16 protein-coding genes are annotated in these 20,401 nt (G+C 64.9%); 5 read left to right on the top strand and 11 right to left on the bottom strand.

What is annotated here, in order from left to right; genetic code table 11:
* Positions 1-87: 87 nt before the first annotated feature.
* Entirely contained in the window at positions 88-801 is a 714-nt protein-coding gene (locus NDI89_RS03235) for a DUF1405 domain-containing protein (protein ID WP_277520077.1), read from the top strand.
* A gap of 62 nt (positions 802-863) precedes the next feature.
* On the opposite strand, the gene NDI89_RS03240 is transcribed toward NDI89_RS03235, so the two are convergent.
* The 6 genes from NDI89_RS03240 to NDI89_RS03265 all read right to left on the bottom strand — a co-directional run bounded on the left by NDI89_RS03240 (position 864) and on the right by NDI89_RS03265 (position 10,038).
* Complete coding sequence (locus NDI89_RS03240; RefSeq protein ID WP_425607743.1) at positions 864-3,527, bottom strand: valine--tRNA ligase; 2,664 nt, start codon at positions 3,525-3,527, stop codon at positions 864-866.
* A gap of 699 nt (positions 3,528-4,226) precedes the next feature.
* A complete protein-coding gene (locus NDI89_RS03245) occupies positions 4,227-5,129 on the bottom strand; it encodes an HFX_2341 family transcriptional regulator (protein WP_277520078.1) in 903 nt (300 codons plus the stop codon).
* A 113-nt stretch (positions 5,130-5,242) separates the two neighbouring features.
* Complete coding sequence (locus NDI89_RS03250; RefSeq protein ID WP_277520079.1) at positions 5,243-7,417, bottom strand: bacterio-opsin activator domain-containing protein; 2,175 nt, start codon at positions 7,415-7,417, stop codon at positions 5,243-5,245.
* A 159-nt stretch (positions 7,418-7,576) separates the two neighbouring features.
* Complete coding sequence (locus tag NDI89_RS03255) at positions 7,577-8,233, bottom strand: DUF6517 family protein (protein WP_277520080.1); 657 nt, start codon at positions 8,231-8,233, stop codon at positions 7,577-7,579.
* Positions 8,234-8,284: 51 nt separating this feature from the next.
* Positions 8,285-9,760 carry a sodium:solute symporter family protein gene (locus NDI89_RS03260; protein ID WP_277520081.1) on the bottom strand — a complete coding sequence of 492 codons (1,476 nt, stop codon included), beginning with the start codon at positions 9,758-9,760 and terminating at the stop codon, positions 8,285-8,287.
* Positions 9,757-10,038, bottom strand: a complete 282-nt coding sequence (locus NDI89_RS03265; RefSeq protein ID WP_277520082.1) for a DUF3311 domain-containing protein — start codon at positions 10,036-10,038, stop codon at positions 9,757-9,759. The genes NDI89_RS03260 and NDI89_RS03265 overlap by 4 nt, the downstream gene beginning before the upstream one ends.
* A 175-nt stretch (positions 10,039-10,213) precedes the next feature.
* Here NDI89_RS03265 and NDI89_RS03270 point away from each other — a divergent pair, with 175 nt between their 5' ends.
* Positions 10,214-11,020, top strand: coding sequence for an ArsR/SmtB family transcription factor (locus NDI89_RS03270; protein WP_277520083.1), 807 nt, complete (start codon positions 10,214-10,216; stop codon positions 11,018-11,020).
* Here NDI89_RS03270 and NDI89_RS03275 read toward each other — a convergent pair.
* Positions 11,011-12,219, bottom strand: a complete 1,209-nt coding sequence (locus tag NDI89_RS03275; protein ID WP_307729222.1) for a PQQ-binding-like beta-propeller repeat protein — start codon at positions 12,217-12,219, stop codon at positions 11,011-11,013. The two genes, NDI89_RS03270 and NDI89_RS03275, sit on opposite strands and share 10 nt — an antisense overlap.
* An 85-nt stretch (positions 12,220-12,304) precedes the next feature.
* Complete coding sequence (locus NDI89_RS03280) at positions 12,305-13,633, bottom strand: hypothetical protein (protein ID WP_277520085.1); 1,329 nt, start codon at positions 13,631-13,633, stop codon at positions 12,305-12,307.
* An 842-nt stretch (positions 13,634-14,475) separates the two neighbouring features.
* Between NDI89_RS03280 and dnaG the strand changes: the two genes are divergently transcribed.
* Both dnaG and NDI89_RS03290 read left to right on the top strand, forming a co-directional pair.
* Positions 14,476-15,966: a DNA primase DnaG gene (gene dnaG, locus NDI89_RS03285; protein WP_277520086.1), complete on the top strand. Its 1,491-nt coding sequence runs from the start codon at positions 14,476-14,478 to the stop codon at positions 15,964-15,966.
* Between the two features lie 71 nt (positions 15,967-16,037).
* Positions 16,038-16,241: a hypothetical protein gene (locus NDI89_RS03290; protein ID WP_277520087.1), complete on the top strand. Its 204-nt coding sequence runs from the start codon at positions 16,038-16,040 to the stop codon at positions 16,239-16,241.
* A gap of 16 nt (positions 16,242-16,257) precedes the next feature.
* Here the strand turns inward: NDI89_RS03290 and NDI89_RS03295 are convergent, their stop codons facing one another.
* Positions 16,258-17,238, bottom strand: coding sequence for a hypothetical protein (locus NDI89_RS03295; RefSeq protein WP_277520088.1), 981 nt, complete (start codon positions 17,236-17,238; stop codon positions 16,258-16,260).
* 116 nt (positions 17,239-17,354) lie between these two features.
* On the bottom strand, positions 17,355-18,680 hold the full coding sequence (locus NDI89_RS03300; RefSeq protein ID WP_277520089.1) for a DUF92 domain-containing protein: 1,326 nt from the start codon (positions 18,678-18,680) through the stop codon (positions 17,355-17,357).
* 162 nt (positions 18,681-18,842) lie between these two features.
* Here NDI89_RS03300 and NDI89_RS03305 point away from each other — a divergent pair, with 162 nt between their 5' ends.
* Positions 18,843-19,448 carry an undecaprenyl diphosphate synthase family protein gene (locus tag NDI89_RS03305; protein WP_277520090.1) on the top strand — a complete coding sequence of 202 codons (606 nt, stop codon included), beginning with the start codon at positions 18,843-18,845 and terminating at the stop codon, positions 19,446-19,448.
* Here the strand turns inward: NDI89_RS03305 and uppS are convergent.
* Positions 19,445-20,377 (bottom strand): polyprenyl diphosphate synthase, encoded by a 933-nt coding sequence (gene uppS / locus NDI89_RS03310; protein ID WP_277520091.1) that lies wholly within the window; start codon positions 20,375-20,377, stop codon positions 19,445-19,447. The genes NDI89_RS03305 and uppS overlap by 4 nt on opposite strands.
* Positions 20,378-20,401: the final 24 nt, after the last annotated feature.

Consider the following 20,401-nt stretch of genomic DNA (forward strand, 5'->3'; position numbering starts at 1 on the left):
GCGGCGGAGACGAACGGGACGCCGGGGAACCGTCGCTCGCATCGATAACCGCTACTGTTTTGCGGATTCCGTCCGTCGCGCCGGACAATGACCGCGTCGTCTCGGATGGCAGACCGCGAGCAGCCCGCTGACGACTCGCTCCCGTCGTACCTCGCCCCGTTACCGACGACGCTCGAGGACCTGGGACTCCGGTTCGCGTGGCTCGTCGTCGCGATCAACCTCGTGGGGACGGCCTTCGGGTTCTGGTACTACTCGGCGCAGTTCTCTCGAACTGCACCCGCGCTGTGGCCCTGGGTGCCGGACAGTCCGCTCGCGACGCTGTTCGTCGCGCTGGCGATCGGAGCGTGGAAACTCGGTCGCGAGCAACCGTGGCTCACCGCGCTGGCCTTTTTCGGGAACATCGTCCTCGGCCTCTGGACGCCGTACACGCTGCTCGCGTTCGCGGATTCCTACGCGTACCTCCATCCCGCGATGTACCAGTTCCTCTTCTGGAGCCACCTCGCGATGGTCGTCCAGGCCTTCGTCCTCCACCGGATCAGCGACTTCCCGGTGTGGGCAGTCGCCGTCGCCGCCGTCTGGTACTGGAGCAACCTGATCGTCGACTACTTCGTCCCCATCGTCGGAGAACCCCACCACACGATCATACCCGTCGCGCGGGAGACGCCCGTGTTCCTCGCGGCCGACGCGCTCGGCGTAATCGCCGCCGGCGAAGTGACGTTCGTCCTGCTGGCGCTGTTTCTCGCGCTCGCGACTCGCGTCAAAAAGTGCGAGCCGACGCGACGACGCGCCGCGAGCGAGTGAAAACGGACCGGCACGCGTCTCCGAGAACGGTAAAACCCGATCGAACCGTCGACCGCGGGTCGCTACTCGAGGATGACGACCGCCGACTCGGTCTCGATCATCTCGCCGTCGCCCGAGTAGGTGCGCTCGAGTTCGACCTCGAAGAGCTCGTCTGCGAGTTCCTCGCCGGCGACTCGAAGCACGCCTTCCTCTTCGTCGATCTCGTACTCGCCGCTCTCGATGCCGGCGTCGATCTCGCCGACCTTCGACCCGAATTTCGGACCGAGCGTCGAGTAATCGAGGTCGATCTCGGCGACCTCGGTCGTGATCTCCGGCTGTTCCGCGAGCACCGTGAGCTCCTGCACGTGCATCACGTGCTGGATGGCGTCCTCGAAGCCCTCGATGGAACCGTAGACGGCCACCGACTCGAGATCGGCGTTCAGCGGCAGCTGGTTCTCGCTCTTGTAGCGTCGCAGCGCCGAGATGACCTCCATGGCGGTCTCGCCGGCCTCGAGGTCGGCCTCGTAGCCCTGCGGGGCGGGCCAGTCGCGGACGTGGATGCTGCTCTCGTCGAGGTCTGCGCCGTCGTTGACGTAGACTGCTTGCCATATCTCCTCCGTCGCGTGGGGCAGGAAGGGGGCCCACAGCTCGAGGAACGTTCGGTGCGCGGTCCGCAGCGCGTACTGCGTCGAGGGGTTGTCCTCGCGGGTCTTGGCGATCTCGAGGTAGTCGTCACAGAACGTGTTCCAGAAGAAGGTCCGCAGGCGGTCGCGGGCCTTCGCGAACTCGTAGTCCTCGAGGTGGGCGGTCAGATCCGCGACGGCGTCGTCCAGCTCGGCGAGGAGCCAGCGGTCGATCGCCTCGAGCTCCGCGGGCTCGTCGGGGTGGGCGGGCGCGAGCGTGTCGACGAGCTTCGAGGCGTTCCAGAGCTTGCGCAGGAGTTTCTCGCCGGCGGTCAGGTCCTTCTCCTGATACGGGAAGTCGTCGCCGACGGCGGCGCTGGCGGCCCAGAACCGGACGGCGTCGACGGGATACTCGGACAACACTTTGTCGGGTTCGACGACGTTGCCCCGCGATTTGGACATCTTCTCGCGGTTCTCGTCGAGGACGTGGCCGTTGATCATCGTCGCGTCGAAGGGTACCTCGCCCGTGTGCTCGTAGCACTTGACGATGGTGTGGAACAGCCAGAACGAGATGATGTCGTGGCCCTGCGGCCGCAGGTCGAAGGGGTAGAGCTCGGGGTTGTCCATCGTGAACGACTCGCTCTCGGCGTCCCAGTCCCAGCCGGCGTTGATCAGCGGCGTCAGCGAGGAGGTCGCCCACGTGTCGAAGACGTCCTCTTCCGGAACGAACTCGCCGTGGCCGCATTCGGGGCAGCTGTCGACCGGTGGCTCGTCGCTCAACGGATCGACCGGCAGCGCCTCCCGTTCGGCCATGATCGGCTCGTCGCAGTCCCCGCAGTACCAGACCGGGAACGGAATCCCCGAGTCGCGCTGGCGCGAGATCAGCCAGTCCCACTCGAGCCCTTCGATCCAGTGCTCGTAACGGGAGAACATCTTCTCGGGGTACCAGTCCATCTCCCGGCCGGCCTCGAGGTACTCCTCCTTGTGGTCGAGGATCTCGACGTACCACTGCTTGGAGACGCGGTACTCGACGGCGGTGTCGCAGCGTTCGTGGACCTGCACCGCGTGGGTGATCTCCCGGCGGTCGCGCAGGTAGCCCTCGTCCTCGAGGTCCTCGACGATCGCCTCGCGGGCCTCTTCGGTGGACATGCCCTCGTAGTCGCCGGCGAGGTCGGTCATCGTCGCGGACTCGTCGATGGCCACCCGAAGCGGGAGGTCGTGAGCCTGGTACCACTCGATGTCGTTCTGGTCGCCGAAGGTACAGCACATGACGACGCCGCTTCCCTTCTCCATGTCGACGCGCTCGTCCTCGATGATCGGCACCTCGTGGCCGAAGATCGGAATGCGAGCGGTCTCGCCGACGAGATCCTGATTGTCCTCGTCGTCGGGATGGACGAAGACGGAGACACAAGCCGGGATGAGTTCCGGTCGCGTCGTGGAGATGACGAACTCCTCGCGCGGTGCGTCCGAACTAGCCAGTTCGAACGCGATGTCGTTGAAGTGCGAGCCGCGCTCGTCGTCTTCCATCTCGACCTGCGAGATGGCCGTCTCGCAGTCGGGACACCAGATCGCGGGCGCTTTCTTGCGGTACTCCCGTCCCTTCTCGTGGAGGTCGAGGAATGAGAGCTGCGAGATCCGCTGGACGCGGGGTTCGATCGTCTTGTAGGTGTTGTTCCAGTCGATCGAGGTCCCGAGGTCCTGCATCTTCTCCGTGAACTCGTCCTCGTACTCCTGACAGACCTCGCGACAGAGTTCCTGAAACTCCCGGCGCTCGTAGTCCTGATGGCGGATGTCCAGTTCGGACTCGGTCAACCGCTCGCTCGCGATCCCGTTGTCGTCGTACCCGAACGGAAAGAGCACGTCGCCGTCGTGCATCCGCTGGAACCGCGCGGCGAAGTCCTGCAGCGTCGAGCCGTAGAGGTGACCCATGTGTAGGCTGCCCGAGACCGTCGGCGGCGGCGTGTCGATCGAATAGACGGTGTTCGGGTCCCGTTTCTCGTCGCCGTCGTAGGCGTAGACGTCCGCGTCGATCCAGCGCTGCTGCCAGCGGGATTCGACCGTTTCGGGGTCGTAGCCGCCCTCGAGGCTGGGTTCGTCTTCGTGCTCGGGCGCGTCCATGCTCATGCTCTCACCGCCCGTCGCGGGCGTGATCGGTGCGTCGTCGTCCGGAAGTGGGGGTACGTATCGTCCATAGAGCGGTCGTTGCTCGGTGAATACTGGTCGGCGACAATACATCCGTCGAAACGGGGTAGAGATGTGGGGCTACAGCGCCCCTACGAAAACGGTGCCAAACGGGGCGTCGTAGCGGACGAACCCGGCTGCAACGGAGACTGGCATATCCGTCACTTGGCTCGGCGCCCGTGATAGCCCTTTCGTCGTGATACGGAGTTTCGGACGGACGCGCTCGAGTCCCGCTGCGAGTGACGACCCGCGGGGACGACCCGACGATACGTGCTGGACTCGCGTACCGGAGGCCTTTTGTAGCGATAGCAGCGAATGGCACGTAGACGGCACGGTCTGGCAACACCTTTCAGCTCGCGTGGTTTCCACGTGTGTTACCGTTGACGGACCTACCCCGTCTCTCTAATACTGTCGAGCGACAGCTCCCGTCGTCCGGAAGACCCCGAATCGATAGCGTCAGGTGCGATCGCTGACTTCCTGGCAGTTTTGTGTGGGTGAACCGATCCTGCGAGCGTGTCTTTTCGCAGTACGTACGCGGAGCAACGCTGGCGCTCGGTACGGTGAGCCAGGTTCGATATTCCACATCAAAGCCCCACCTCGAGGACCGAGACGCAGTGCGCCGAGGGGATAGGGTGGGGTCGTTTACTTCCCAGTGTCGTCGGAGTGGGCTCGCACCCACAGTTCGCCGATCCGGGAGAGTCGGGTACGATACGACTTGCCGTGTTCCTCGCGCTCGATATAGCCTTTGCCGCCGGGACCCAGCCGATCGACGTTGTAGATGACTTTCGATCGGAAGCTGTCGGTGTACTCCTCGTTCAGCTCGCGGGCCAGCGACTCCGCGAGCTCCGAAACGGAGTCGAACTCGCCGTCTTCCCCGAGCTTGTAGAGAATGAGTTCCTCGAAGGGCTTGACGTTCGAGAAGGAAGCGACCGGCAACTCGACGATGTGTTTGCCGTCGATCTCCTTCGCGCCGATGGTCGTCCCTCGCTCGTCGAACTCGTCCAGGAGGTCGCGTGCGCTCTCGAGGCGACTCTCGATCCGGTCGTCCTCGAGTCCGTCCTCGTCCGTGCTGAGGTCCTCGAGCAGCGCGATCTGTTCGCGCAGTTCCTCGGCGAGTTCGGTCTCGAGGTACTTCTCGGGAGCGGTGTAGTAGGTGTGGATCCCCTCGCGGTCCTCCTGGCGTTCGACCATCAGCGAGTGGGCGGCGTTGGCGAAGGCGAAGCTCACGGTCCGGGGCATCGCGGCGACGTTGACCCAGACTTCGTTGCCCGAATCGAGTTCCGCGGTGATGAGCTCGTAGGCTTGCTCGAAGGCATCGTCGTAATCGTAGACGTCCTCGAGGACGAACCGCTCCGTCTGGGCACCCAGCAAGTTCTTGAAGTCCGTCTCGAGTTTCTTCGAGAGATGGCGCGAGTATTCGACGTTGGCCTCGCTGCCGACGGCCCCCTCGAGGAGAATGACGCTGTCGACGTCGATCTGATCGCGCACCAGCGGCGCGATCAGCCGGTCGTAGTCGAACCCGACCGGGACGATGTGTGTTTGCATGGGCGACAGTTAGGTGGGGCCGGTACAAAACCCCTCGAATCGTCGGCCGGGACCGATGATCGGAGCGGCGGGCTCGAGCGTCGAGGACTGAGACGAACTGCGCCAGTCGGCGCTCACTCGTCGGCCGCGTCTCGCAGGATCGATCCCGGGCTGTCGACCACCGTCACGACGAGTTTCCGCTGGGCGGCGCGGAGGTGCTCGTGGAACGTCGCGGGAGAGATCTCCAGCCGGTCGGCGATCTCCTCGCCGGTGCTCACTCGGGGCCACTCGAAGAAGCCGGCGTAGTAGGCCGTCTCGAGCACCGTTCGCTGTCGATCTGTCAGCGCCTGCGAGAGGTGGTCCTGAATCCGATCGATGGACTGGGTAGCGGGAGTGATCTGCCGCCTGGCGACGTTTTCCGCGCCGGGATACACCTGCTGGATCGCCGCGGTCACGGCGCGGACGTCCGTCCGCCGCGGGAGATGAACCGTCATCGTGTAATCGCCGTCCTCGAGGACGGCCTGTTCGACGTACCCGCCGTGGTCGGCGACGGCCGAGAACATCGGCGGCGACGTGATCTTGAGTTCGAAGGTGACGGTGTCGTCAGACTCGTCGAGGACGGTCACCTCGTCCCAGTGCGGCACCTGGTCGACGAGCCGCTCGAAGGCCGGCAGCGCCGCGGGGGTCGTCGTTCCGTACTCGAGAAACCGGTCCTCGGCAATTCGGACGACTCGGTCGAATCGGATTCGTTCGTCAGTCGGCGGGGCGTCGAAGAGTTCGAACGCGTTTCGAATCTCGTAGTCGAGTTCGATCAGATCGTCGCTGACGAGCGCGCGCTTCCGGTCGCGAGCGGCGATGGCGTGGCCGAGGATATCGCCGAGCTGGCCGATGACGTCGCGGGTGTCTCCCTCGAAGACCGCCGGATTCGCACTCGTCAGCCCGAGGGCGCCGTACAGCGTTCCCTCGTGGGTGATGGGAATCGCAGCGGCGGACCGGTAGCCGTGTTCGCGGGCGTCGTCCCGCCACGGCTCGAAGTCCGGATCGGTGAAGACGTCCGTCGAGACCTGCATCGACTGGGTCCGGATCGCCCGACCGAACGGACCCCGGCCCGCCGGGTCGTCCGGGTCCGTCGAGAGCGGAATCGCCTCGACGTATCCGTCGACACCCGCTTCGACGCGGTTCCGAATATCGCCGGTCTTCGCATCGACTGCGGCCACGAACGCGAACTCGTACTCCGAAAACCCGGCGAGCGTTTCGCAGGTTACCCGTTCGAGTTCCTCGCGGGTCGATCCCTCGACGACGGCGGCGGTGATCTCGTGAACGACGTCGGTGACCCCTTCGAGGGTGGTCCGTCGGTCGCGCTGGCACTCGAGCTCCCGTTTCAGGCGTCGATTCTCCGCCTCGAGAGTCCGTTCGTACGCCTTCCGGTGAGAGACGTCGGACAGGTGGACGGCGAGCCCGATCTCGGTGGGGAACAGGCGCGCCTCGAGCCAGGACGACGTCGGTTCGTGATATTCCTCGACGGCGATCGGGCGCTGGAGGGACAGCGCGCGGTCGTGAGCCGCATCGAACGGCGACGCGGGCGAGGGAACGGATTCCGCGTCCACGGATTCGGTCGGTTCGACGGGGTAGGATCGATCGTCGTCGACGCCGAGCAACTCGGCGGCGCGGTCGTTGAGAAACGTATACCGGCAGTCGGTGTCGAGGGTGTAGAACCCGCCCGCGTGGTGCACCAGTAGCTCGCGTGGCGCGGGCGTCCGAGCCGTCGACTGATCAGCCGTCCGGTCAGGAGCCGCAGCAGTAGTCGGCGCGCGATCGGCGGGTTCGCGGTCCGGAGAGGACGATTCAGTCGAGGAACTGGCGGCTGCCCGTACGGTTCCGGCGATCCGATCCGGTTCCGCGGGATCCTCGAGCCGTCGAAACTGGTGCGTACACGGGAGCGATTCGCCGCCGGACGTCGCGAGCGGGGCCTCGAGCGTAATGGCGGCCTCGGCCGGTGGCACTGTCTGGTCTCCCGTCTCGGAGTCGGTGTCAGTCGATCCGGGACCGATCGACGATAGCGTTCGAACCAGCTCCTCGACGCTGTCAGCGGTGTCCTCGGCAAACACCATCGAAACGTGCTCGCCGAGCAAGGCGTCTCGCTCGTAGCCGGTCAGCGCGGTCATTCCGTCGTCGACGGCGGCGAACCGATACTGCGAGTCGAGTTCGTACGCTCCGCTGTCGACCGTCGAACTCGGCCACAACCGGTCGATCACGTCGCCGCCGTCTGCGATCGGATCGGGTTCGTTCCAATGCCAGTGCTTGCCCATGGCATACCCAACAATCACCCCGGTATAAACACACCGGTAATGTGTTATTTCGAACATCTCGCGGAAGAGAACGAACTGGGCCGGTTTCGGTCGACTGCACGGCAGCAGCGGGCGGTCAACGGGCCGATCCGCTGTCAGTCCGGACGGCGCAGTACGAAATCACTCCGGCTCCGTGGAATCGTCCCGACCCTCGAGGTCGAGTCCCCGGAACAGGTCGACGACCGCCTCGCGGTCGCGGGCGGGATCGACGTCGAGTGCGGCCGCGAGCACGTCCGCGCCGTCGGGGGCCTCGAGCGGCAACACGCCGCCGGCCATGACGTAGGCGTCGCCGGCGGGCCAGACGGCGACGTGGGCTTCGGCGTCGATCGTCGCGGGGTCGGTGTCGGTATCAGTCCCGCCGTCGGCCGCTACCCCAGAATCAGTCGGATACGCGATCTCGAACACGGTGAGATGGCCGATAGAACCGTCCGGCCGGTCGATGAACTCGCTCGCACGTTCGTCGCCGACTGCGATACCGTCCGCCTCGAGCGTCTCGACGAACCCCTCGCGAGCGTTCGGGGCGGCCGTCTCGAGCGCGTCGGCCGCCGAGAGCCCGACGACGGACAGCGGCGGGGAGAATCGCAGGTCCACGGTGAACAGCGATCGTGCCGGAATCTCGCCGTCGTCGCGGAGCCGCTCGAGCGCGTCGCCGGTCGCTCGGTGTTCGAAGACGGTCGTCTCGGCGGTGATCGTCGCCAGAGAGAGGCTGCGTTCGTCCGTTCGGCCGCCGTGGCGATGCCAGTCGTCGGCGAGCGCGGGCGGCAGCTCGATAGCCATTGGCAGCGCGTATGCGATCGGGGCCGTTCAGCGTGGCGGTTTCCGGTCCGGTCAGTCCGCACCCGGCTGGTCGAAATAGATTGCGCGGCGCTCGGCGGCAGCCGGCGAGGTCACGAGCGACACGACGACGGTGACGACGAGGCCGAGGCCCATGCCGACGAGACCGGCGGACCAGCCGAGGTACGAGCCCGGAACGACGGCGACGAAGAGACTCGAGATGTAGAACAGCTGACTGACGAGGACGCCGGCGGTAATGCCGGCACGCGTAATCGTGCGCCAGTAGAGTGCGAGCACGACCGGTAGTGCGAGCTGTGCGAAGCCGCTGAACGCGGCGTCGCCGAGCTCGAACAGCGTCGCCGGTCGCTGCAGGCTGGCGACGAACGCCGCGCTCGCGAAGACCACGACGCCACCGCGGGCCAGCAGGTCCTCCCGCCGGTCGGAGAGGTCCCGCTCCACGAACGGTCGGTAGAGGTCTCGCGTGAAGTACGACGACCCCGACAGCAGCATCGAGTCCGAGGAGGACATCATCGCGGCCATCGCGCCGGCGATGACGAGCGCGGCGAACCAGGTCGGAGTGAATTCGGCGAGCACGGCGGGCAGGACGTTGCCACCTTCCGGAACTGCCACCTCGAGGCCGGCGGCCCACGCACCGAGCATGAACGAGGGGACGAAGAGGAGCACACAGAGGATCGGCCAGAGGACGAACGACCGCTTGAGGACGGTTTCGGATCCCGCGGCGAAAAAGCGCTGGTTGACCTGCGGGAACATCGCGACGCCGAAGCCGATCACGATCGCCGTCGAGAGCATCCACTGCGGCGTGTAGTAGCCGCTTCCGAGCGAGAGGAACTGGCTAGTGTCCGGGTTCGACGCCAGCGCCTCGGTCGCAGCGCCGGGGCCACCGACGGCCGCGAGCACCCACAGGAGCGCGACCCAGGTGGTCACGAGCATGAACGTGCCCTGCAGCGTATCGGTCCAGGCGATCCCGCGCATCCCGGCGACGACGACGTAGAGGATCATGAACGCGGTGATCAGCCCGGCCCCGGCGGCGTAGGGGACCGCGCCGTCGGTCAGGGCCTCGAGCGCGGTGCCGGCCCCGACCTGCTGGAGCATGACGTAGGGGAAGAGCCACAGCAGGCTGACGACGGCGACGAGGCCGCGGAGCCATCGGGAACCGAAGCGATCGCCCAGCATCTCGCCGAGCGTCACGTAGCCGTAGCGCTGACCGAGCAGCCACTGTTTGTACCCGACGACGTACCAGAGGACGGCGAAGATGATACCGTCCATGAGGCCCATGACCAGGATCCACTCGGGACCCTGCGCGTAGGCGATGTTCGGGCCGGCGAAGAAGGTAAACGCGGACAGCAGCGTCGCGAAGGTGGTAAAGAGCAGGACGACCGTTCCGAGCGTTCGGCTCGCGAGGTAGAAGTCCTCGGCCGTGCGGTCGGTCAGTCGGTAGGCGATCAGGCCGACCGCGAGCGCGATCACGAGGTAGCCGACGATTATACCCAACTGGAGCGCGACGCTCACGGCGACTCACCCTCCGGTCGCGTCTCTCGAGTCGGCTCGGCGCGGTCCGGACTCGAGGATGCGTCACCGCCACCATCGCGTTCGATGCCGATTCCCCAGGCGCGCTGCGTGAAGACCCAAAACACGACGGACACCGCCCCCATCCAGCCGACGTGCCACCAGAGCCAGATCGGTAGTCCGGCGACGACGATCGCCGAGCCCCACAGGAACCACGGGATCGCGAGTCCGGCGAGGACGACACCGACCGCGACCCACAGCCCCAGTTCGTTCCGGCGCATGTCCGATCCTTCGTCCCGAGGTGGGTAATTCTTACTATTCGAAGGTCGATATCGAAGAGATTTATTCATCGATGCGGAGCCGCGCTTCCGTAACGCGGTTTCGATAGCTAAAGTCGCTCTTTCACCGAGGAAAAAGCGTATATGTGTTTGTCAGCGAATATGAATCGAACCCACTATGGCTCGTCTCTTCCCCTTTCGCTCCGAGACGGCCGTCGAAGAGGGCCAGCCGCGCGTCGTCGACCTCGAGGGCGAGGACGCCGACGCGGTGTTCGGCGCGCTCTCGTCGACGACGGCCCGACAGATCTACTCGCGGCTCGACGACGACCCCGGGACCCCCAGCGACGTCGCCGACGCGATCGACTCCTCGATTCAGAACGTCCGCTACCACCTCGAGAAGCTCGAGGACGCGGGGCTCGTCGAGGTCGTCGACACGTGGTACTCCTCCCGCGGCAACGAGATGAGCGTCTACTCGACGACCGACGGACCCCTGATCGTGACGAGCGACGAGTCTCGGGCGACGCGGTTGAAGGAAGCGCTCTCGCGATTGATCGGGGGGATCGGCGCGCTCGCGGGCGGAAGCCTGCTGGTCCAGTACACCCTCACGCGGTGGCTCGGCCCGAGCGGGTCGATGTCGGCGAACAGCGGCGCACAGTCTGACGGGGCAGGAGGCGGGGACGGCAGCGGGTCCAGTGACGGCTCGACGACCGAAACGACGGAGGAGGCCGACGACTACACGGTCACCGATGTCGGTGAAAACGATACGACGAGCGCCGACGACGGCGGCAGCGGGGATGCACTCGCGACCGATCAGGCACGAGACGGGGGCAGCGAGGGCGTCCAGAACGCCAGCGACGGGGGCGCGGAGGCCGCGGAAGCGGTGCTCGAGACGGTCCCGCCGGGGCTGCTGTTCTTCCTCGGTGGGCTGGCCGTCCTGCTCGCAGTGGTCTGCTACTGGTACTGGTACCGGCCGGCCTACCGCTGATCGGGTACGTCACCGAGGGCCGCGAGACCGCGGATGCTGCTGGTCGTATAAAATACGGCCCCATCGACCAGTACCGGTGGTACCGTCATGCTGTGGGCCCAATCCAATACGTGGTGCCAGCGCATCTCTCCCGATTCGCGATCGAACACGCTGATCGTCTTCGTCCCGGGTGAGAATTCGGGGTCGTCGATCGGGAACACGACCGTTTCGGTTCCAACACAGATCCCCGGATTGTACACTGGAGCGTTGCGGCGCCATCGTTCCGTTCCGGTTTCGCTGTCGACTGCGACGGCGCCGGACTCGCTGGTAACGAACACGGTACCGTCGTCGGCGGCAACCGACTGAGGGATTACATCTTCGGTCTCGTCAAACGAATAGAGTTCGCGGCGACGGTCGCCGGTTTCCCTGTCGTAGACGACGAGCGTTTGGTCGTCGGAGACGATCACTCCGTCCTGGATCGCGACGGGCGCGGCGATCTCGAATGCGGACGTGAGTTCGCTCCGCCAGCGCTCCGTGCCGTCCTTTAGCGAGACGGCGACGAGAGACGGCGCTCCATCCACCTTCCCCACAGCGAACACGCGCCCGTCGTACACTGCAGGCGAACGGGCAAGTTGGCGTACCGTGTCGGTTTCCCAGCGTTTCTCCCCGTTCGCTGCCCTGAACGCTTCGATACCACCGGTGGAAGCAACCAGTACGGTCCCGGTGGCTTCGTCTGCGACGAGCAGTTCCGACGAATCGGGTCCGTTTGTTGGTTCCGTCCATATCCGCTCGCCCGTTTGAGGATCGAGTGCAACGAGTTCTGTATCGTACGCTACGAAAAATCGATCGTTGAGGACAGCAGTCCCGTGGTCCCCGCTAGCGTTGAGTGTGGTTCGCCACTGTTCGGTGCCGTCCTGTGCGTCGAGTGCGATCGCACTCCCGTCGTTGCTGGGGTCGAAATTCGTTATGTATACTGTTCCGTCGGAAACCACAGGTTGCCAGCGTGTGAAGACCTCCGACGTCCATGCCAAATTCCCCTGCGATGGAGCGGATACGTTCGTTGCGAACGTATTCGCTTCGTCTGCTCCGTACTGTGTCCACGCTCCTGTGGGAACGTCCGGCAGGGGCGTGTCCGAGTGTGACGACGAGAGCATTGAGAGACAACCCGAGAGTGTACTCGCGCCGACAATCGCTGCCGACAGGAAATCTCTTCTTTTCATATTTAGATTACAATATTAATTTTATTATTGTATTCTGATGTGGTGATCGTCAGGCGATCCAAGACGTCACCGCATCGGGTCGTGGCTACAGTTGGTTGATCGCTCCGCGAGAGTAGGCCCCGGTGAACCACATACCGGAGTACGTCGAATGTTCGACGATGTCGTCCCAGTCGTCACGGTTGTTGGGGCCGTTATTGACGATCGTCTCGTAGACCTGTTCGGAATAATACGACGAATCATTCGCCACCGTCTTGCAAGCTTCTTCCATCGAACCATCCCACTGTGGGCTCTCTGTTCCCCTATTGAATTCGTCGATGAGATCCTTTGATGTATCGTCGGCGTCTTCCCAGTTGTCGCGTACGAACTTCGCGTACGCTTCATGGATCGTACCTTGGGTGTCCAGTACTTGCGGGCCGATCGCGCCGGTGTGTAGAGGCTGAGACATATCCTGCAGGAAGTGGAAGGATGCCCCAAGCTCGTCGACATCGGTGAAGAGAGTATCTGCCCTTTTCCAGTGCTCTTGGGCATCCCGTGGTGCTGCCCCTGTGACTTCTACCTCGAGCAGGGAGATACCTGGCGGCAAGACTCTGCGGAGAAGTCCGTCGACTTCGAACTCCTCTCCTCCCGGAACGTACATGTGATGGGGGCTCGCCGAATCGTCGATGTCTCGGATCGCTTTCCGGACCTCCTCCTCAATCGTATCAGGGGAGATATCGACCAAATCGAATCTATCGCCCAGAGACATCCAATCGTCAGAACAGACTTTACATTTTTGATCCCAGTTGTCGGGATCGGTTGATGCTTCTTTGTAGTCAACGTTCCATCTCTCAGTATCTATATCGAGGTCCGTGCCCTCGATTGCAGCGACAGCCATATTCTCGTGGATCGACCCGGCGTGCATCGGTTGGATCTTCGGCTCAGCCTCCTGCCGCAAGCCAGCACTCACACTTTCGGCAACACTTTTGCCGGCATCTTTTCCGCTGTTTGATTCGTCCATCGCCATCGTGTCCAGTCCGGTCTCAGTCTCCTGTAGTGGACGGACTGTGGGGTCAGCGAGGTGGTACGTGAGCTCTCGCTCGTTTTGTTCGTCCCGTTCGAGTTCCACCTTGTAGGTCGAACGCAGCTCGTCGACTGCTTCCTGTTTCCGCTGAGTTGCTTTCGTGCTCGCGGGCGATTTCGTCAACAGCTCGTCGATTCTGTCGCGATCGACGGACAGCAACCACCACAGGTGGCCGACAGCATCCCGGACATCGTCTCCTACTGTTTTGTACTCGAAGTCGTACGGCGGCTCCAAGGGTGTCTCCGTCGTGCCCTGTCTGGTCTCCGCGCTACCGAGCCCAGCAGCACTTGCGACGGCCGCGGTGCTGCCAATCGTCTTCAAGACACTTCGCCTGGAGAGTTTTTGCGATCGCATACATCATAGAAAATTGAATTTTTGATAGATATAATTATCGGTATTGGATATTATTTAAACAAATAAACATCGGTTTAAGACATAGGTCGTCTGAAGACACCGGGATCAGTTCTCCGCTATAGTCGTCTCTATAGGCTGGCGTCTGAGAACGGGACAGGAGGGAAACACAATACGGGCTACTCGTAATGCATTCGGTTCGTTCGAGGGCTTTTATTCGACTGCCGCTCGTACGGACCGAGGAAATCTCGCGGTTTCGGAACTTGTGATATCCGACCGGAATCTGTTCCAAGAGATGCCGGTTGTCGTCCACGCATCGAGGAGTGGACTCGCGGTGAGACATACCATCTCGCAATCACCCGTCACTCCCGTCCCGACGCTTGTCGTACTCGACATCGACGAGGGCGGCGCCGGTTCGAGTCCGGTCTGCGTAGCTGCCTAACGACACACTGTCGTCAGTAGGCGAAGTGCTCTGGTAGGACATGCCGTTGTCGATGAGATAGACGCGTGTCTCGAATTCATCGCCTCCGAACCGCAGTTCCTGTTCTGATACTCGAAATCCCCAGATGGGCGAGAACGCCACCGCAAGCGATTGACGACGCCCGATAGAGAAACGCTTTGGAAACGATTACGCGGTCGATGGGGAGTAATAAACCCGACCCGATTCAATCAGTATACAACGAAGGTGTCCATGAGGCAGACAGGCGCTCGAGTTATCGGATTCGGACCGCGAGCAACACCCGCGGCGGTCAACAGCTATTTGCCCCCCACGGACGAAATCGTATATAAACCGGTCTCTGTACGCGGCTCCCGCGTCACCGCCCCCTCCCGGGGACAGATCTCCCATGGAAGACACTTCGAAATACCTCATTCACGCAACCGTCACGGCTGACGGGGTCGTCGAGCGGAGCGACGTCGTCGGCGCGATCTTCGGCCAGACCGAAGGCCTGCTCGGCGACGACCTCGATCTCCGCGATCTCCGCCAGTCCGGGAAAGTCGGCCGTATCGACGTCGAAATCGCAAGTACTGGCGGCCAGTCCCACGGCCAGGTCACCATCGCGACCAGCCTCGACAAAGTCGAAACCGCCACCCTCGCCGCCTCTCTCGAGACGATCACCCGCGTCGGTCCCTGTCGAGCCGACCTCGAGGTGGACGAGATCGAGGACGTCCGAGCGGCGAAGCGGAAGGAAGTCGTCGACCGCGCGAAGGAACTGCTCCGAACGGGGTTCGACGACACGATAATGTCCTCCGAAGAGATCCTCGCGGAGGTCCGCCAGCACGTCCGCGTCGAGGACATCACCGAGTACGAGGGACTGCCGGCCGGCCCTCGAGTCACGGACAGCGACGCCATCATCGTCGTCGAGGGCCGCTCCGACGTCCTCACCATGCTCAAGTACGGCATCAAGAACGCGATCGCGGTCGAAGGGACGAACGTCCCCGACGCGGTGGCCGAACTGACCCGTCACCGGACGGTCACCGCCTTCCTCGACGGCGACCGCGGCGGCGACCTCATCCTCGAGGAGCTCGCCCAGGTCGGCGACATCGATTACGTCGCGTTCGCCCCCGCCGACAACTCCGTGGAGGACTTAGACCACCACGAGCTGTTCGCCGCGCTTCGCAACAAGGTCCCCTACGAGACCGTCTCGGAGCTGAACGAACCGCGCGAGGCCGTCGCCGCGACGGACGGCAGTACGACGCCGGCACCGCCGCCGTCCGAGCCCAGAGCCGCCTCCCCCAAGACGATCGACGAGGAGCCCGAACAGTCCGACTCGGATTCGGACGGTGCGGAGGCGTCGACCGCCGACTCGAGGACGGAGCGCGTGGCGACTGAAACGGGTAGTACGGCCACGGCGGCCGAGTCCGGCGACGGACACACGGCGAAAGCGAAGACCGAACGAGCGGACGCGACCGACGCGCAGTCACCGACCCGCTCCGCCGACGAGTTCGACGGGGAGTCGGCCGAGCACGACGGCACCGCGTCGGAGCGACAGTCCGACGCCGCGGGAGACGCCGATCGCGGTCCCGAAACCGTCTACGGTCACGCGAACGCCATCATCAGAGACGGTACCGACCGCGTTCGGTTCCTCGATGCGGACGCGGAGCCGATCGACGAGAGCGTCGCGTCCGACGCCGACGCCGCCCTCGAGTCCCTGGAGACGGTCCCGACGACGGTCGTCCTGGACGACATTCTGGGCCAGCGGCTGCTCGATCTGGCGGCCGATCGCGGCGTCGACCGGATCATCGCCCGGTCCCTCGGGCAGTTCACCAAACGGCCGACCGGCGTGCAGATCCACGCGGTCGACGATATCGCCGAGCGACCGCCGAACGCGGGCTGAGCGACGACCGATTCCCAGCGGCTGGTACCGGTCCGGGTCGTTGATATACGTTCGGTGCCGAGCGATTCCCAATGACACCACCGCCAACGGCTGCGCTCGCGCTCCTCGGTGGCTGGGCACTGCTGACCCTCTGGGCGACGACGACCGTTGCCGCCGCGCAGTCGCGAGCCGACGATGATCTCGAGATCGCCGTCCCCGAACCGCAACGCGATCGATCGGACGACCGATCGACCACTGATTCCTCGAGGGGATCCTTCTCCGCCGCGGACGACTGAGCGGACGGCACCGCGCTCAGTCGGTCCGACGGCGTCGATCGACCGTCGACGGATCGATCCGGAACGCGTTCAGATTCGCGTCGACGAGCCGGTCCGTCGAACAGTCGGCGTTGACGACGATCGTCCGGCCGTCGCGCTCGAGTGACCCGGTGCGGACGGTGTCGACGCCGGTATCGGCGTCGTCGAGCGCGGCACGGACGCGATCGGTTGAGAGTCGATCCGGATCGCCGACGAGGCCGTATTGAAGGACAGTTCGGTCGCTCTCCTCGCGAACCGTCGCTCCCGCGCCGATCGCATCGACGGCGCCGACGAGGGGCGCGAACGGACTCGATTCCGCCGCGAGGACGGTCGACAGGACGTCGCTGCTCGCCGGACCGAGGGCGACCGCGGTGATCGCGTCGCCGTCGAGCACTCGCTCGAGGTGACGGGTTGCGGCGGGCGTGGTTCGGCGGTCGCGGCTCGTCGCGGTCGCCTCGCGAACGCCGAGACGGGCGTCGACGGTTTCGAGAGCGGTTCCGGGGCCGTACCCGAGAACGATAGTCGACCCTCGGTGTCCGACCGCGACTCGTCCGTCGCCGGAGACGAACCGCTCGAAATTCGCCCGCGAACCGGCGGCCGCGAACGACCGCTCGCGGAGTTCGTACCGGATCGCATCGGCATCGAACGAGCCCGTCGCGATCACCGTCCCCGCCACGAGTCGGTCGCCGGCGATTCCGCCGGTTCCCGTTACGGCGTCGATATCGGCGAGCGAGACGGCACCGAGCCGCTGATCGAGGAGCCTAACGTACGGTTCGAGTCTCCCGGGAACCCCGGCAGCGCCGATCGCGGTCCGGTTTGCACTGACGGATAGTGTGGTCGGGGCGGAGACGGTCCTCGCGGGCCGTGCTCGCTTCCGTCGGGCAGACTGCGCAGTCCCTGCGAGCGAGCGACCGGCGAGCGCGATGCTTCCGGCGACCGCTCCCGTGATCGTTCGAACGATCGATCGTCTCGAGACCATAGGTTTCCATCTCGGTCGGTCGAATAAAAACCGGGTCGGCGTTTTCCGGTTCGGAAAGCGGCGATGGCGGCGGCGGAATCGCGATAGATCTCGGCGTACGTCGGAGAGCCGGTCGCTCAGCCCAGCATGGCAACCGACAGCACCAGTATCGCGCAGGCGAGCGCCCCCGACAGCGTGGCGAGGAAATTCACGCCCTGATTCCCCAGGAGAGAGCCCTCGAGCGTCGCGCCGAGCAGGCTGTCGACGGTCATTCCGACGACGCCGGCGGTGGCGATGATCGCCGCACCGACGAAGTCGACCGGCGGAAAGAGCCCGTACGCGATGCCGGCGACGACGCTCGCCCCGGCGATGCCGACGAGTTCGCCCTGCCAGGTGACGCCGCCGTCGGTCCCGGGATCGACCGGCTCGAGGGTCGTGATCAGTCGCGGCTGATCGAACACGCTGCCGATCTCGCTCGAGAGGGTGTCGCTCATCGCGGTCGCGATCGAGCCGGCGAAGGCGAAGAGGAACAGTTCGGGCTCGCGGGGCAGGAGGCCGGCGTCGCTGGCGGCGTAGCCGAGCACTGCGACGAGCGCGACGGCGGCGTTCCCGAGGACGTTGCCGCTCCCGCGCGCGCCGTTGTTGTCCTCCGCGACGCCGAGGGCCTGCTTGCGGTCGTAGCGGAACTTCGTCGAGAGGCCGCCGATGGCGAAAAAGGACAGCAGGACGACGAACCAGCCGTAGCCGCCGAGGACGATGGTCAGCAGCCCGAGTAACACCCCAGTGAGCATCCCCGCGACGGAGGCCGTCTCGAGGGCGTACGACGCGTACCCGAACCCGACCGTGATCGCGAGTGCGAGGCCGACCTCGGTCGCACCGGTGGCCGGCTCGAGTTCCGCGAGCAGCCAGAGCAGGAGGCCGACCGAGAGGACGACGATCGGATCGTCCGACCGCAACAGCACGTCGCGGAGGAGCGCGGCGAGCAGTGCGCCGCTGGCGGCCAGGAAGACGAGCGTCGGCAGTATCGACGCGACGGCGGTCCCGAGGAGCCAGTGGGTGAGCACCTGTCCGACGACGGCCGCCGCGGTCGCCGCGAGGCAGAACCCGGCGACGCGGACGACCGAATCGTCCGTTCGCAGTCGGAGGAGTTGCTCGCCGAAGTTGCCGTAGCCGACGAGCAGTATCGTCCCCACGAAGACGGCGACCGGCATCGACGCCGCGGTCGCCATGAGACCGAGGGCGACCCCCGCGAGGACGAAGGTGATGAGGCCGTAGAGCCGCGAGTCTTCGTAATCGCCGGGGTACGCGAGGAGATCGAAGACGGGGCCGTCGGTGACGACGTAGGCACCCAGCAGGACGACACCGGCGAGCGCGGCACCCACCCGGGGACCGAAGAGCGGAACGGCGAGCGAGAGCGTACAGAGGATCGCGAACACGCCGGCTCGCCGAACGGGTGCAGTCACGATTATCGATGCTTTTCTGTGGCGTTTACTTCAAGCTTCGTGAACCAGCCTCGAGCCGATTTTCACCACCTTCAGGCGATTGAAACGGTATTTTATCGTCTACGCCGGTGTCGAACGGTTGGACCCGTAACCGGTATACTGTCGGCCGGGAAAGTCACGAGCGTGGGACTGTACGAACGGTATCTGGCCCTCCGAATCCGCCGTCACGAGGCCGACCCGCCCGATCACGTCGCGCTCGTGATCACCGAGCGCGACCTGCTGGAACAGGGAGCCTACGAGACGCTCACCCGCTTTTTCGAGTGGGCCGTCGAGTACGCCTCACAGATCACGGTCTACGTGAGCGTGCTCGACGCGGCGGCGGTGCCGCCCCTCCAGCGCGAACTCGAGACGATCGACGCGCCGCGGCCGATCGCCGTTCGCGGACCGGAGGACAGGGCGCGAGCCGACGCACCGATCCGGATCGGGATCGGTCTCGGCGGCAAACACGAGTTCACCAGCGCGGTCCAGACGCTCGCCGAACGCGTCGATGCGGGCGAGCTCGACCCGGACGAGATCGACGACGAGCACGTCGAGGAGCACCTCGTCTTCCCGTCGGAGCCGGACCTGGTGATCAAGACCGGCGCGGAACGCCTCTCGGACTTCATGATCTGGCAGTCGGTCTACTCGGAGCTGTACTTCACCGACGTGAACTGGCGTGACTTCCGCAAGCGGGACTTTCTGCGTGCGGTTCGGGAATACTGCAATCGATCGCGACGGTACGGTCGCTAGTCGGCGATCCGGCTGCTCGAGTCGCCCGTCTCGAGCTCCTCGGCGTCGGGTCGTTCGGTCGACGGAAGCGAGTCGCGAAAGCGGTCGACGACCGAGCGGGCTTCGGCGAGCTCCGGTTCGCTGATGGCGCCCAGCAGGGCCAGCGCACGCCGCGCCCGCGTCCGCCGCCAGGATTCCTCGCGGTATTCGTACGTGCGGATTCCCCGGAGGAAGTCGGCTTTCGAGAACTCCGGCCAGTAGGGCGTACAGAAGAAGACGGCCGCTTCGTTGCCGTTCGCGTGCCAGGGGAGGAAGTTCGAGGTGCGCTCGTCGCCGCCGGTCCGAATGATGAGGTCGACGTCGCGCACCGGCTGATCGTACAGGCGGCGTTCGATGTCCTCGACGCCGATGTCGTCGGGCTCGAGATCGCCGTCAGCGACGCCTTCGGCGACCCCGCGGGTTGCGTTGAGGAGCCGCGACCGGCCGCCGTACGCGAGCGCGATGTTCAGGACGAACTGATCGTAGCCTCGAGTCCGGCGCTCGGCGTAGTCGACCGCATCCCGGACCCGCTCCGGGAGCATGTCGGTCTCGCCGATCGCGCGAATACAGACTTCGTTCTCGTGGACGCGATCGGCCTCCGCGAACTCGCGGAGTTTCTCGCAGAGGAGATCGAACAGGGCCTCGTTTTCTTCCGCCGGGCGTTCGAAGTTCTCCGTCGAGAACGCGTACAGCGTCAGTTCCTCGACGCCGATGTCCTGACACCACTCGAGCACGCGCTCGGTCGTCTGGGCACCGGCGCGGTGCCCGTCGTGTGCGTCGTCGCCCTGTCTCCGAGCGTACCGTCGGTTCCCGTCCTGAATCACCGCGACGTGGGTCGGTGCGCCGGAGATTTCCCTGGAGAGCAGGCGCTCGTATGCCGCGTCGACGCGCTGACGGAGCCACCGCTTCATTACTCGACGTAAAGTCAGCGGCGA

The sequence above is a fragment of the Natrinema salsiterrestre genome (assembly GCF_029502005.1).
Taxonomy (GTDB): Archaea; Halobacteriota; Halobacteria; order Halobacteriales; family Natrialbaceae; genus Natrinema; species Natrinema salsiterrestre.